Source organism: Paenibacillus sp. FSL K6-2524 (genome assembly GCF_038005525.1).
Lineage (GTDB): Bacteria > Bacillota > Bacilli > Paenibacillales > Paenibacillaceae > Fontibacillus > Fontibacillus anaericanus.
Genome location: NZ_JBBOSP010000001.1, coordinates 2,952,728 through 2,967,507, shown reverse-complemented (window position 1 = coordinate 2,967,507; position 14,780 = coordinate 2,952,728). Strand labels below are relative to the sequence as shown.

At 44.8% G+C, this 14,780-nt stretch carries 10 protein-coding genes, 1 pseudogene and 1 other annotated feature; of the genes and pseudogenes, 4 read left to right on the top strand and 7 right to left on the bottom strand.

Translation table 11 applies throughout. The features are described from left to right. Positions 1-148: 148 nt before the first annotated feature. The 4 genes from NST85_RS13385 to NST85_RS13370 all read left to right on the top strand — a co-directional run bounded on the left by NST85_RS13385 (position 149) and on the right by NST85_RS13370 (position 2,404). Complete coding sequence (locus tag NST85_RS13385) at positions 149-472, top strand: transposase (RefSeq protein ID WP_127195314.1); 324 nt, start codon at positions 149-151, stop codon at positions 470-472. Then, complete coding sequence (locus tag NST85_RS13380; protein WP_127195315.1) at positions 463-1,389, top strand: IS3 family transposase; 927 nt, start codon at positions 463-465, stop codon at positions 1,387-1,389. The genes NST85_RS13385 and NST85_RS13380 overlap by 10 nt, the downstream gene beginning before the upstream one ends. Positions 1,390-1,835: 446 nt before the next feature. Continuing rightward, the gene (locus NST85_RS13375; protein WP_127191445.1) at positions 1,836-2,156 is read left to right on the top strand and encodes a heavy metal-binding domain-containing protein; all 321 of its coding nucleotides are present in this window, start codon (positions 1,836-1,838) and stop codon (positions 2,154-2,156) included. Between the two features lie 2 nt (positions 2,157-2,158). Then, positions 2,159-2,404, top strand: coding sequence for a hypothetical protein (locus NST85_RS13370; RefSeq protein ID WP_127191446.1), 246 nt, complete (start codon positions 2,159-2,161; stop codon positions 2,402-2,404). Between the two features lie 130 nt (positions 2,405-2,534). On the opposite strand, the gene NST85_RS13365 is transcribed toward NST85_RS13370, so the two are convergent. The 7 genes and pseudogenes from NST85_RS13365 to NST85_RS13335 all read right to left on the bottom strand — a co-directional run bounded on the left by NST85_RS13365 (position 2,535) and on the right by NST85_RS13335 (position 14,770). After that, entirely contained in the window at positions 2,535-3,440 is a 906-nt protein-coding gene (locus NST85_RS13365; protein ID WP_246054466.1) for an IS3 family transposase, read from the bottom strand. Further along, positions 3,437-3,853 carry an HTH domain-containing protein gene (locus NST85_RS13360; protein WP_246054465.1) on the bottom strand — a complete coding sequence of 139 codons (417 nt, stop codon included), beginning with the start codon at positions 3,851-3,853 and terminating at the stop codon, positions 3,437-3,439. The genes NST85_RS13365 and NST85_RS13360 overlap by 4 nt, the downstream gene beginning before the upstream one ends. Before the next feature lie 156 nt (positions 3,854-4,009). Continuing rightward, positions 4,010-5,269 (bottom strand): tyrosine--tRNA ligase, encoded by a 1,260-nt coding sequence (gene tyrS / locus NST85_RS13355; RefSeq protein WP_127191447.1) that lies wholly within the window; start codon positions 5,267-5,269, stop codon positions 4,010-4,012. 92 nt (positions 5,270-5,361) lie between these two features. After that, positions 5,362-5,592, bottom strand: a binding site (T-box leader). 89 nt (positions 5,593-5,681) lie between these two features. Next, positions 5,682-7,424: a glycoside hydrolase family 3 protein gene (locus tag NST85_RS13350; protein ID WP_127191448.1), complete on the bottom strand. Its 1,743-nt coding sequence runs from the start codon at positions 7,422-7,424 to the stop codon at positions 5,682-5,684. A gap of 137 nt (positions 7,425-7,561) precedes the next feature. Further along, positions 7,562-12,082: a DUF7948 domain-containing protein gene (locus tag NST85_RS13345; RefSeq protein WP_341189537.1), complete on the bottom strand. Its 4,521-nt coding sequence runs from the start codon at positions 12,080-12,082 to the stop codon at positions 7,562-7,564. Positions 12,083-12,310: 228 nt separating this feature from the next. Continuing rightward, positions 12,311-13,501, bottom strand: a pseudogene (locus tag NST85_RS13340) (alanyl-tRNA editing protein). Positions 13,502-13,642: 141 nt separating this feature from the next. After that, the gene (locus NST85_RS13335) at positions 13,643-14,770 is read right to left on the bottom strand and encodes an acyltransferase family protein (protein WP_127195005.1); all 1,128 of its coding nucleotides are present in this window, start codon (positions 14,768-14,770) and stop codon (positions 13,643-13,645) included. Positions 14,771-14,780 lie beyond the last annotated feature (10 nt).

Below are 14,780 nucleotides of genomic sequence, written 5' to 3'. Positions count from 1 at the left end.
AATGGAGCCTATTTTTTGTGGATCAACCCCACAATGAGGGTTTGACTAATTTGGACATCAATCTAACGGAACTAGCTATATAGCCCCCTAATCCAATTGGACACTCCAATCCACCTCATATACACTAAAATGAGTAAGGAGTAAATCGATGAAAAGACGATTCAGGTGCCCTGTTGAAACGAAGAAGGAGCTAGTGGTTGAAGTGCTTGCCGGTTACCGAGTAGAGATGGTAGCCCGGAAGCACGGAATGTCTCCTAAAACGTTAAGCAACTGGGTCCGCCAATATCAGGATGAGGTGGACGACCTTATGAAAAAGAAGCAAATCGATGCCGAGAAACTGAAACAGAATGCAGCCAGTTACGAAGATTTGCAGAAGAAATATGACAGTGCCATGAAGCTGTTGGGAGAAAAAGAACTCGAAAACAACATCCTTCGTGACTTGGTAAAAAAAAAGTATCCCGATTGGAAGTAGCAACACACTGGATTGAACAGGGATATCCTATTCAAAGAGTACTACGTCTGTGTGGAATCCCTCGTTCAACCTACTACTATCGTCTGCAACATCCTGAACACCAACAACCTGTCAGTAGCGGCCGGCCTATTCCGGGTTACTCATTTGACAAGGATGGAAAACAGGTGGTAGATGCTCGTATTAGAGGGTACCTCAGACGCCTTATCCAAGGGCCAAATTCAGCGTTCGGCTACCGAAAGCTAACTACGTTGTTGCGGCGAAAATATAAATTAATCATTAACAAAAAGAAAGTATACCGTTTATGCAAAGAAATGGGCATCCTTCATCCGCAGCGTGAACTGACAAATCCTGTACCCAAAAGGCTTGCAAATAACCGAGTTGTGGATGGACCTAACCAGTTATGGCAGATGGACATTAAGTACGGTTACGTAGCCGGTAAACGTCAGCATTTCTACCTGGCAAGCATTATTGACGTGTTTGATCGGAACATTGTCGCCCATCATCGCGGAAAGGTTTGCAGCACGCAGGACATCTTACGTACGGTACAGAAGGCGCTTCTAAAGCGGCGAATACACGAACAAGAACACAAGTTGGTCATACGGACCGATAATGGGCCACAGTTTATTAGTAAAGCTTTCTATACTTTTTGCGAACAAACTGGCATAGAGCACGAACGGATCCCCAACCAAACACCAAACAAAAACGCGTTTATTGAGTCGTATCACAGCATCATAGAGCGAGAATGTTACCAACGCAATTGTTTTGAAAATTACGAAGAAGCCTTTGCAGAAGTAGATCGATTCATTCGGTACTACAATACGGAACGGATCCATGGCAGTCTCAAGGATTGGCCACCCAAGGAATACTTACGTTTGATGACCATGGGGTTGATTCCCCCACAAAAAATTGCGCTATGATGAGATTTCTTAAGAATGATGTGGAAAGTGTCCAAATTTAGGGGGTTGAACCGCTAGTAACCCTTATTTTGAGTTATGAGGGTCACAAAAATTTCTAACGGAACTGAAAGACCTTATCTCCTCCAAATGATGCTCTAGTGCATGAATAAGATGAAATAACGTCTGCTGGTTCCGTTAAAATCCAGCAAAGTTGAGTATACCATGAATAAGGTCTCTGAGTTCCGTTACAGCGGTTCGTTATCATCTTCGGTATCGCTTTAAGGACAAGCGCTGATTTTGGTTATGAACCATCTTAATTTTACACAAATAGCGCTTCAGTCAACTGTACTAATAATCATCTTCTTTTTCAATCTTCTATTATAAATCATCGTAATATTACTGCACTACCTTTTTTCTACTGTGTTATTATTTGAATATAATGGAAAATGCGAGGAGTGAATGTTGTTATGTTAGTCGTTACAACGGAAAATATTTCAGGACATCGTATTGATCGGGTATTAGGTCATGCTTTTGGCGTCGTCGTAAGAAGTCGTGGTCTTGGAGGAAATATTACGGCGTCCATTCGCAGTCTCTTCGGCGGAGAAATCAAAGAATACACGGAGATGATCGAAGACGCGCGTAAAGCCGCTATCGACCGAATGATTCTAAATGCACATAACATGGGTGCAAATGCCATCGTGATGATGCGTTTCGATTCTGGTGAAATCGGACAGACCATGTCTGAAATCGTAGCTTACGGTACAGCGGTTGTTATAGAGAAGGTGTAACCATGTCATATCAAGATAAACTATTCTTAATTATCTCCCTATCGGTTATCATATTATCGATCATTGGAACAGTTATTTATCGTCACAATCGATTAAAACATCAAATTAATGAACCTCCCTCCGGCTTTCAAAAAACGAATGAGATCTTTATTGATCCTACGACCGGTATTAAACAACAAGTTTGGTATAATCCCAAAAGTGGTGAACGATATTACAAGAATATCGATGAGTCTAACAGAAGTAAATGATGAGAAGGTTGCCTGAGCGCTCATAACCCATATAGTATGTTGCTAACTCCACTCCTAATGCAAAGAGAAGCCTCCCATTTGAACTGAACTGTGACCTTATTTGTAGACAGTTCTGAAAAAGAGCCTTTCGTTAGGCAGTCAACAGATGACTTCTGAATTCATCAGGAGTCATCTGTTTTAATGTCCACTGGTAACGCTCCGTATTGTAATATTCCATATAGTCATTTACTCGAACTCGTAATTCCTGAATGGTCGTACACGATTTATACTCTAGCTCATCCTTCATATGACCGAAGAATGTCTCCATCGAGGCATTATCCCAGCAATTCCCTTTGCGGGACATGGACTGCTTAATGCCAGCCTTATTGACGAGAAGATGAAACTTTGGGTGAGTATAATGCATCCCTTGGTCAGAGTGTAAAATGGCCTCAGGATGAATATTGCTATCCAGTCGATCCAGCAACCTTTCCATAGTCCGTTCCACTAGCGATAGGGCCAAAGAGGAGGAGAGATAATGAGCCAAAACTTGTCTCGTCGATCCATCCTTCACCACGGACAGATAGGCACATTGTCCATGCCCATAGTGCATATAGGTTATATCCGTCAGCAGTACCTTCTCAGGCTCTCCTTGGTCAAACTCACGCTTTAGTAGATTTGGACATGTTTGGTGCTCTTTTGTAGCTTTCGCCATCTTACGATAGGGATTGGCTTGCCGAATCGTAGCAATAAGGTTATATTTTCGCATTAATCTTCGAATCTTCTTGTGGTTCATGACAACGCTGCTCTTCCGTTCAAGTCTCATCTTCACTACTAAGGCTCCAGCTTTACCATTCAAATCGTCAAAGTGCTTTTGGATAAGGAAAGCGTCACGCTCATCTGCTTCCTCTCGTAACTGTCTGGATTCCTCAGCCGCAAGCCAGCGGTAATAACCGCTTAAACTCACATGGGCCAACTTGCATAGGTAGCGCGTCATACGCTGTAGGCCGTGCTTGCGGATGGTGTGGTTAATGATCTGGAAGCGCTCGGAGGGTGTCAACGTTTCCTCAGCATTTTCTGCTTTTCGAGCGCCTCGAGCTTTTTTAAAAAGTCATTCTCCATCTCAAGTAGCTTGATTCGTGCTTCCGCACGTTTTAGTTTTTCTTCGGTGGAGAGTTCTCCTGCAGGTCTTCTGCCCGTAGATCCTTTTCCCCGATGATTCTCAAGCAGTCCATCTTCTCCATGAGCCTGGTAAGAATTACGCCAACGGTTTAGGCAATGCTTGGGTTTCTTACGACCGATAATATCCATATTAAATCCGGCTTTGAGGAAAATCTCCATCGGGGTTTGTCCCTCTTTATAGGCCTTAACTGCTGCAAGTTTAAACGTAGGTGAATACGTAATACTCTTCTCCGTCACGTTCTCGACATTTGGATTCCCCTCTAGCTGTTTAATCTCATTTTCGTTGAACATCTTTAAATCACCTCTCGTTTTATTGATGAGTTCTTCCACGGTTTTGTTTCAATAGTTCGATTAAAACACAAATGACCCGTAAGAGGGTCACTTTTTTCAAAGTTTCCATCTTACGGGTCACAGTTCAAACTCTGGGGGCTTCTCTTATTCTTTCTTCTAGGACAATTTCACCAAGCTATAATTTTTCTTACCCTTGCGGATAAGGATGAAACGGCCACCGATCGCTTGATCAGCTGTCACTTCCAACTCTAAATCGGTAATGCGTTCACCATTCATCGAAAGTGCACCTTTTGTAATATCCTCACGTGCCTGCCGCTTAGACGGCTCAATACCAAGATCGACAAGCCAGTCGATGATATTCTTCGATTCCTGCGACGCTTCGAACGTCGGCATCTCTTTGAAGCCTTGCTCGATCTCGTTAGCTGTCAGTGATTTAATATCGCCACTGAACAAAGCGGCAGTTATACGTTTCGCCTGTTCCAACAATTCCTCACCGTGTACGAATTTCGTCATTTCCTCGGCCAGCGTTTTTTGTGCTTCGCGTTTATGTGGTTCAGTCTGTACCTTTTCAGCCAACTCGTCAATTTGCTCTTTAGACAAGAACGTAAAGTACTTCAGGTATTTTACAACATCACGGTCATCGGTGTTCGCCCAGAACTGGTAGAATTCGAATGGCGTTGTCTTAGCAGGATCTAACCAAATCGCGCCTCCCGCTGTTTTACCAAATTTCGTGCCATCGGCTTTCAACATAAGTGGGATCGTAAGTCCGAATGCTACTGCCTCAGACCCTTCTTTTTTACGAATCAAGTCAAGGCCGCTTGTGATATTGCCCCATTGATCAGAGCCACCGATTTGCAACTGCACGTCTTCATTCTGGTACAGATGCAGATAGTCCAACGATTGCAAGATTTGATAGGAGAATTCTGTAAAAGAAATACCGCTATCTAGCCTACTAGACACAACATCCTTTGCAAGCATCGAATTGATGCTGAAGTTTTTACCATAATCACGCAAAAATTCGATAACATTAATTTTGTGGGTCCAGTCATAGTTGTTTACCATCCGAATTTTATTATCTCCATCGGTCACAAACAACTTTTTCATTTGTGCGGTAAGTGCATCAACATTGGCTTGGACTTGTTCCAAGGTTTGCAGCGAGCGTTCTGATTGACGTCCACTTGGATCACCGATCGTACCGGTTGCACCCCCAATTAGAATAACCGGACGATGGCCAGCGAGCTGGAATCGTTTCAGCACCATGAATGGAATCAAGTGACCGATATGCATGCTGTCACCCGTTGGATCCACGCCGCAGTATAACGAGACAGCTTTCTGCTCAGTCAATTTTCTAAGCCCTTCGGCATCTGTTTGTTGATTAATGGCGTCACGCCATTCTAGTTCATCGATAATATTCACAGCTATACCACTCCTTAGATTTAGTAGATATCCTATAACGAAATATCATTCCTTTTTTGAACAACAAAAAATCGCCCCTTGTCTATTGTAGACATAGGGACGATTGAATAACCGTGTTACCACCCAGATTGCACCAATGGATTACACGCGCTTATGCGCACCATTCATGCCACTCTCGGCGAGTTATCGTTCGCCATTCCGCTCAGCATTACCTGAGACACTCCAGAGTGTAATTCGCTAACTTAATGTGTACCGGGTTTCATCAACCCCCGGCTTTCTAGAACAGGGATTAAGCTGCTACTGGGCTCTTTCAACGTATATCTTATATTAGATTAAAAACAGTATAGTGAAATAATATATCAATGTCAATCAATGCTTAATAATGAGTACTCTATTGATAACCCCTGCCAAGTTATGGATAACTCAACCCGAAACCTTGCGGATAATTACCGTCTATGGTTACTGGCAATTTCCCTTTGGGTTCTGAGCCAAATATAACACGAACGGCTGATTCCCAGGATACAGGAACGGGAGTCAGCCAATACCAGGTATCCAAGGCATAGGTTGCCATGTATGCAGCTACATCTGGATATCCTACAATATCATTCGGATTTCCGAGCGAAACAGCAACAACAGGCTTTCCGATATCACTTAATTTGTTAACCAAATCAATTTGTCCTTGCGTGATTTCTCGATCCGAATATGTGAAAATCATAATTCGATCCATACTTTGGGCCAAATTAATCACGGTGTTAATACTATCTTGCGTTACATCCAGCTTTTCTCCTTTCGCTCGGGCTACTTGAAACGAGATTACTTTACCCTTGCTAACTTTTCTTACAGTCTCAGCTATCTGATCTGCATAAGCCATACTCACTACTAGCGTGGATTCTTCGGTTTGAGGATCAAATGGTAAAATGTTATCGTTCTTGACTAGTGTTACAGAATCCATAGCAATACGTTCTGCTAACTCCTTGTGTTCCTTGTTTCCTACCACTTCTGTGGCATTATCGATGTCTACCAATCGATGTTCAAACATGTTCATCTTTAATTTATATGTAATAATCCGTTCCACAGATTCATCTATACGACTTCTCTCCAGCTTGCCTGCTTGTAGTGCTTGGAATAGAGAATTCAAGGTATCTAGTTGATCAGACGCGGATCCGTTAGCCATAACAATATCTGCTCCAGCATTAATAGCCATAACAGCTGCTTCTCCGGCTCCCCAATTTTTCGAAATGGCTTCCATAACCATAGCATCGGTAACAATGATTCCTTGAAAATCGAGATCGTTCCTCAAAAGTCCTGTTAGAACTTTTTTTGACAAAGTTGCAGGTAAATCTGGATCAATAGCTTGAATGATAATATGGGATGTCATAATAGACTCGATTCCTTGGTCGATAGCCGCTTTAAATGGAGGAAGATGTACTTCCCGCAGAACTTCTTCGCTATAAGATATAGTGGACAAAGTAAAATGTGTATCGAACCCCGTATCCCCATGCCCTGGAAAATGCTTAGCACTGGATGCGATCCCTTCACTCTGATAGCCCTTTATCTCTGCAGCCGTCATTTCGCTAACCAAATTCGTATCTTCTCCAAATGAGCGAACGCCAATAACTGCATTTAGAGGATTGGAGTTTACATCTGCTACCGGCGAGAAACTCCAATGGAATCCCATAGCTTTAGCTTCAATCGCCGTTAGTTTCGCAGCTCGTTCAGCGTATTCTACATTTTGTGTTGCCCCAATCGCCATTTGTCTTGGAAGAACCGTAGCTTCACCAGGAACTCTTTGGGCCACTCCATACTCCATGTCACCTGAAATGAAAATGGGTATTCCTAATCTAGATTCGGATGCCCATTGCTGCAATTGGTTAATGAACTTTGCTGTCTCAACTGCTGTTTCATATCGACGATTTAAGAGAGCGCTACCCACAAAGTATTCTTTAATCATACTTTTGGAAAATGGATCTGTTTCGTTTGTAGGTGTATACATAACGAGTTGACCGATCTTTTCTTTGTCAGTCATTTTCGCTACAATTTCCTTGGCGTTATGTTCGATTGATTCCTTGGATGCATTAGAATTTAATGAGTAGACGATAACAACTATTGTGCTTACTGCGACAAAGACTAGTAGGGCGATTTGTCTTCTCTTCATAATTACCTCCTAAATATAGGAACTTAATTCTAAGCTACATTAATCAACTAATTTATGTCAACTTTTGCCATCATTTAAAAGAAACCTCGAACCTTTTAAACGAGGTTCGAGGCTTTGAGTGAATTAGAAATTCATAATCATTTCTTCTTCCCTTTTCTCACTGGTCTTTTGTTCTCAAGTAAATTTTGATGATTTGGTTTTTTTCTTAATCCGCTGCTTGTGCTTTTCTTTATTATTTTACTTTTTTGAGCCCCTCCTCGACTTTCGGCTCCTGGTGCTCCAGGCACACCGGGGATTCCTTGCGGTCCTGGTACTCCTTGCGGTCCTGGTATTCCCGGAATCCCTTGTATTCCCTCCACTCCTGGTACTCCTGGTACTCCTGGAACTCCCGGCACTCCCGGCACTCCTGGTACTCCCGGCACTCCTGGTACTCCTCTCGCTCCTCGCTCTCCTCGCTCTCCTTGCTCTCCTCGTTCTCCTTGCTCTCCTCTTTCTCCTTTCGAACCTCGCTCTCCTTTCGCGCCTTGCTCTCCTCGCTCTCCTTTCGCGCCTTGAGCTCCTTTCGCTCCTGCTGGCCCGGTTGGTCCCATCGGTCCTTCTCCATATTCTCCTGTTGGCCCCGTCGGTCCCATTGGCCCCATTGGTCCCGTCGGTCCTTCTCCATATTCTCCTGTTGCTCCTGTATCTCCAGTTGCTCCAGTTGCTCCAGTTACCCCTGGGTCGCCTGTTGCTCCTCTTGCTCCTATCTCTCCACTTGGCCCGGTTGGTCCCATCGGCCCCATTGGTCCTCCTGAATCTCCGGTAGGTCCTGTTGCCCCTGTATCTCCGATTGCACCGGTTACGCCTGTCGCACCTGTTGCCCCGGTTGCTCCTGTATCTCCACTTGGCCCGGTTGGTCCCATCGGCCCCATTGGTCCTCCTGAATCTCCGGTAGGTCCTGTTGCCCCCGTATCTCCGATTGCACCAGTTCCACCTATCGCTCCTGTTGCTCCAGTATCTCCTGTTGCTCCAGTTCCTCCTGTCGCTCCAGTTTCGCCTGTTGCTCCAGTTCCTCCTGTTGCCCCAGTTTCACCTGTTGCTCCAGTATCTCCTGTTGCTCCAGTATCTCCCGTTGCTCCAGTTTCACCTGTTGCTCCTGTGTCGCCCGTTGCTCCAGTTTCACCTGTTGCTCCTGTGTCACCTGTTGCTCCGGTATCTCCTGTTGCTCCAGTATCTCCCGTTGCTCCAGTATCTCCTGTTGCTCCAGTATCTCCTGTTGCTCCAGTATCTCCTGTTGCTCCAGTATCTCCCGTTGCTCCAGTTTCACCTGTTGCTCCAGTTTCACCTGTTGCTCCAGTATCTCCCGTTGCTCCTGTGTCGCCAGTTACACCAGTTCCTCCTGTTGCTCCAGTGTCACCCGTTGCTCCTGTATCTCCGATTGCACCAGTATCTCCTGTTGCTCCAGTATCTCCTGTTGCTCCAGTATCTCCAGTTGCACCAGTGTCACCTGTTGCTCCAGTTTCACCTGTTGCTCCTATGTCGCCCGTTGCTCCAGTTTCACCTGCTACTCCTGTGTCGCCCGTTGCTCCAGTTTCACCCGTTGCACCAGTTTCACCTGTTGCTCCTGTGTCGCCCGTTGCACCAGTTTCACCTGTTGCTCCAGTATCTCCTGTTGCTCCAGTATCGCCCGTTGCTCCAGTTTCACCTGTCGCTCCAATTTCGCCTGTTGCTCCTGTCTCACCTGTTGCTCCTGTGTCGCCAGTTACACCAGTTCCTCCTGTTGCTCCAGTGTCACCCGTTGCTCCAGTTCCACCTGTCGCACCTGTTGCTCCTGTATCTCCGATTGCACCAGTTTCACCTGTTGCTCCTGTGTCGCCCGTTGCTCCAGTTTCACCTGTTGCTCCTGTCTCACCTGTTGCTCCAGTTTCACCTGTTGCTCCTGTCTCACCTGTTGCTCCAGTTTCACCTGTTGCTCCTGTATCGCCCGTTGCTCCAGTTTCACCTGTCGCTCCAGTTTCACCTGTTGATCCTGTCTCACCTGTTGCTCCAGTTTCACCTGTTGCTCCTGTATCGCCCGTTGCTCCAGTTTCACCTGTTGCTCCAGTTTCACCTGCTGCTCCAGTTCCTCCTGTTGCTCCAGTTTCACCTGTTGCTCCTGTGTCACCTGTTGCTCCTGTGTCGCCCGTTGCTCCAGTTCCACCTATCGCCCCTGTATCACCCGTTGCACCAGTTTCACCTGTTGCTCCTGTGTCGCCCGTTGCACCAGTTTCACCTGTTGCTCCTGTGTCGCCCGTTGCTCCTGTTGCACCTGTATCTCCTGTTGCACCTGTTGCACCTGTATCTCCTGTTGCACCTGTTGCACCTGTTGCTCCAGTTCCACCTGTCGCTCCTGTGTCTCCCGTTGCACCAGTTCCTCCTGTTGCTCCTGTATCCCCTGTTGCTCCTGTTGTACCTGTATCTCCTGTTGCACCAGTTCCTCCCGTTGCTCCTGTGTCTCCCGTTGCACCAATTCCACCTGTTGCTCCAGTATCACCCGTTGCACCTGTTGCTCCAGTATCTCCCGTAGGTCCTGTTGGACCGGTTACCCCTGGATCACCTGTTGCCCCTGTCTCTCCTAGCAATTGAGTCGGTGTCCCAATCTTAGTTATGAAACCACTACTTGTTCCAGGCAATGATGTCTGAAAGGCCCCTGGTGTTATTGGAAAATTGAGTGAAGTGGTAGATCCTGTAACATATAAGTTAAAATTACTATCTACCGCGATACCAAGCCCTTCATCAACAACATCACCACCTAAGTAGGTGGAATAAACAAGAGCATTTCCCGCAGTATTAAATAGTGTAATGAAGGCATCTCTAGACCCCAGACGCACGGTTTGTATTGCGCCACCTGAGAGTGGATAATTTGGCGATTCTGTATAACCAGTTAAATACACATTACCCGCAGGATCAACTACAATAGAGCGAGCCTCACTTAAACCAGAACCGCCCAAATAAGTAGAATAGACACGTGCGGATCCTGTTGTATTTAATTTTGTTACAATAACATTTGTTAACCCCAGATTGGTGGGCTGATACGCCGCTAGAACCGGATAATCGGTCGATGCAGTATATCCCGCCATATAAGCGTTGCCCGCAGCATCAATCCCAATACCATATCCTATATCAAGATCAGTACCACCTAGATATGTCGAGTAAATCAGTGGAGCAGTAGCCGTTGCATTCAATTTCGTTACAAAAGCATCACCATTTGTACCATATGTTGTTTGAGCTGAACCCAATATAGTCGGAAAATCTGCAGAAGTTGTGCTACCTGTTACATAGGCGTTGCCCAAAGCATCAACCGCAATGCCATGCCCCACATCAACAACAGTTCCTCCCAAATAAGTGGAATAGACCAATGGTGCTGTACCCGTTGCATTCAATTTAGTTACAAAAGCATTGGTAGCACCTGGTCCTCCAAGTGTGCCTTGAAATATACCAGCTGTAACCGGGTAATTCCCCGATGTTGTTGATCCCGTTACGTAAGCATTACCCGAAGCGTCAATCGCGATACCATATCCTATATCAACTGTATCTCCGCCCAAGTAAGTAGAATAGAGGGCCAAAGTACCTGTTGCATTCAATTTAGTTACAAAGGCATTAGTCGCGCCTACGCCTCCAAGTGAAATTTGAAATGCTCCTACTGTAGTAGGAAAATCATTCGAGGTGGTATAACCCGTCACGTAAGCATTACCCGAAGTGTCAACCGTGATTTCTTGACCAACATCAGTACCACTACCCCCCAGGTAGGTGGAATAGATGGGTGCTCTACCTGTTGAATTCATTTTAGTTATAAAAACATCGGAATCGCCACCAAAGACCGTCTGATATGCCCCACTAGTGGTTGGGAAACTACCTGCAGTAAAACCCGTCACGTAAGCATTACCCGCCGTATCAACTGCAATCCCTTGACCTGCATCAGGGCCAACACTACCACCTAGGAAAGTGGAATACATCAATATGGGGTCAATGACCAGTACATAATCTGGGTTATAATCCTGCCCTATTTCGAAACCATAAACCTGATCTCCTTGATCGGTTTCCTTCAATACAAAACGGCTTTCAACGAAAATCTTCTTTCCGTTAATCTCCTGATAACTTACGGGTTGCTTCTCGGTCCAGACACCAAGTGAGGTATGAACAAGAAGGTCCCCTTCCTCATTCAAAGATAAGTAATCCGAACCATGATAAGTGAGTTGAACATCATTTACCTTGGCATGAGGTTGAAGTATCACATCATATTTAAGCTTTCCTTCACCCTCGTAGAATACCAAATCAACGCCTGACCATAATTCTCGATATACGACCTCTTGATAAGTAGAAAGACCCGTATGCCATTTTGTCGGATCATTCCCGATTAGGAAGTTAACTTTCTCTGATCCTTTAACACGGCCCTCCAGTTTAACTGCTGGGTTTGCATTTGGAAACTGTAGGAAAAGTGACTGTTCAACATTTTCTTGTCGTGAATTATCGGTAAAGAAAAATGCCGCCTCGTTTGGAGTGAAATAAACTCCATAGCCTAATCTTTTCGTGTAGTATCTAATATTCGCTTGAGTCTGACCGCAATTCTCCACAAAAGTCAAAGGAATCTTCCCGTAACTGTCCATGACTTTGCGCTGCTGAGCATCAATTGCTGACATCGATTTCCTCCCATTTCTTGGATAGTATGGTTATTAGACAGGTATTTGTTGCAATATATGCCTATACCCTAGTCCAAGATTGGACGATTGACATCTAAAAAGCGCCTAAATTTAGACGTATGTCCACTTTTCCAGCTCTTCCCCATAGCAAAAAGCCGCAACACACTAAATTCATGTGATTGCGACTTTTTTAGGGAAAACCTAGTGAAATGAGAATAATCTACCCAATTAAGAGTTTACGATAGATTTGAAGTTCTGTGATTGTCTAGTAAAATCATAAAAAGCAAAAGCATCCTCCCAGGTTGGGAATCCCGCCTGCGCCAACTTATCGCTGCCTCAACCTTTTCCATTATAAGAACCCAGGTTTGCCTTGAAATATGCACCACAGGATGGGTCAAAACTACCGTTATGCGCCAAAACAACCTTGTTCTCCACAGCGGTAGCAAGTAACACTGGAAGATTACTTTCTGTAGTTAGTTTAGTCGCCAGGTTTTGCAAATCTTTTAGTGACTTATCCTCAAAAATATGGGCAAGTAGATGGCCCTCCCGATTGGATAACAACTCTTGTATCACATAACCATCGTACTTCTCCTTAAGCGAATTTAACTCCGCCTGAAGTAACTTCTGCTCATTCTCCCACTTCTCAATCCGGTCGATAATCTCATCTTTACCCGTATTGAATTTGACGGACAATGCCCCCAAAATTCGTTGATTATCATTAAATTCTTCTAAAGCACGGTATCCGCACTTGAAGTAAATCCGCGTGTTCCCCTTTTGCTTGTCTGCTTTCAGTAGCTTGATCATGCCGATTTCACCCGTTGAAGCGACATGCGTCCCTCCACAAGCGTTGTATTCTACATCTTTAATTTCGACAATCCGGATATTTTCCGTCACTTTTGGCTGCTTAACTAGCTGTAATTGTGCCAATTCATCCTCTGCAACAAAATAACTAAGGATGTTGTGGTTCAGATAAATTTGTCGGTTCACTTCATTTTCGATCCGTGACAATTGATCAGCGCCTAGCTCTGGTTGGTTCACATCGATAGTGGCATAATCCGTGCCTAGATGAAAACTTAAGGTCGTGGCCTGATAGAGATCCTCGCACACTGCCGATAGTAGATGCTATCCGCTATGGTGCTGCATATGATCGAACCTTCTAGTCCAATTGATCTCACAGTTCACCTTTGTCTCTTCGGGTAGACGTCCCAGCTTATGTAAAACTTCGTCTCCTTCGCTGATCACATCAAGCACAGAGATTCCATTAATAAATCCTTCATCAGAGGGTTGTCCACCGCCATCAGGATAAAAAGCCGTCTCTTCCAGAATGACATAATACCCGTCTTCTTTTTCTATGGTTTTGCTAATGCTTGTCTGCCATTCGGTCAAATAGGCGGAATCGTAATATAGTTTTTTGGTCATAAGTATCTTCCTTCCCCACAGTTGATCTTAATGCATCGTATCCCATATCGGGGTGCCAATCAATATTTTCAGCAGAAAAAAGCCGTCAAACACTTGATACCTCGTGTTTAACGACTCTTTTAGTTGCGCAGTGTCCCCATACTATATCGTAGGCTGATTCGGTTGCCCGATGCTAGTAGTTGTCGGCGTTTCCGGTGCTTTTGGCTTCTTACGATTCATCCCAATCCCAACACGTCCAACTACAAACGCCCCACCTGGGATACGATTTGCAATGTTCATTAAGATCGCTGAACCTATCACACATAAGATAAATTGCAGCAGCACACTGAACAGCCCTAGGTTTTGCAGCCCAAACGAGGAAGGAAGTTTGACAAACATCGCCAGTAACAATGGATGAAGCAAATAAATACCGAAGGAATACCTACTGCTCCACTCCAACACACGCGGTACTTTCCGCATCGACGAAGCGATACTGAAGAGGAATAAGATCATGCTCAATGTGAATAGAATCATATCTATTCGCTTGGAGGAATGTGCCGTAATCCAGCCTTGCCCGTTCACGAACAACACTAGCGCCCCAGTTAAAATCGGAAGCGTGTATACGGCTAATCGGTACTGTTTCAACTTTTCCCGGAACCAAGTCTCATTGCGACCTAAATAGTAAGCGACCGTAAAGTAGAAAATCCAACCTGGGGAGAATATCCAGTACATTTTATCCCAGATATATTGAGCGGCTACTGAATCTCCTGGTTGAGTAAGATTGAAAAATCCCAAGTACACTACGTTTATAAGGAACGATACAATTAACATAGTGCGTGGTGTAAATCGTTTCGCATACGTTTGAAATAAGGTATACAAAGCATAAAACTGAAAGATAACGAGGATAAAGTACCCGTGAAAATCTCCAAGTAATAGATGACGCCAGAGGTAATACCAACTAGCCTGTAGCAGCGGGATACCTTCGGTACTCGCCATATCCAGTCCTTTTAACACTGCGTATAAAGTACCGAAGAATATATAAGGTAGTAAAATATACTTGATCCGCTTCTTCCAGAATCCCGCTGGAATCCCATTAGGATAAGCAAATGACAATACAAATTGGGATATAAATACGAATACCGGTGTGCCGAATGTGAGTAATAGTCCAATTGACTCCACCCAAGGCGTATTCCCGTCGTCATAGACGCGATACAAGGCATGCAGCAGAGCAATACTTAAGCAGGCTATACTGCGCAGAACGAACATTTCCGTATTCATTTTGCGTTCCATGAAGAATGCT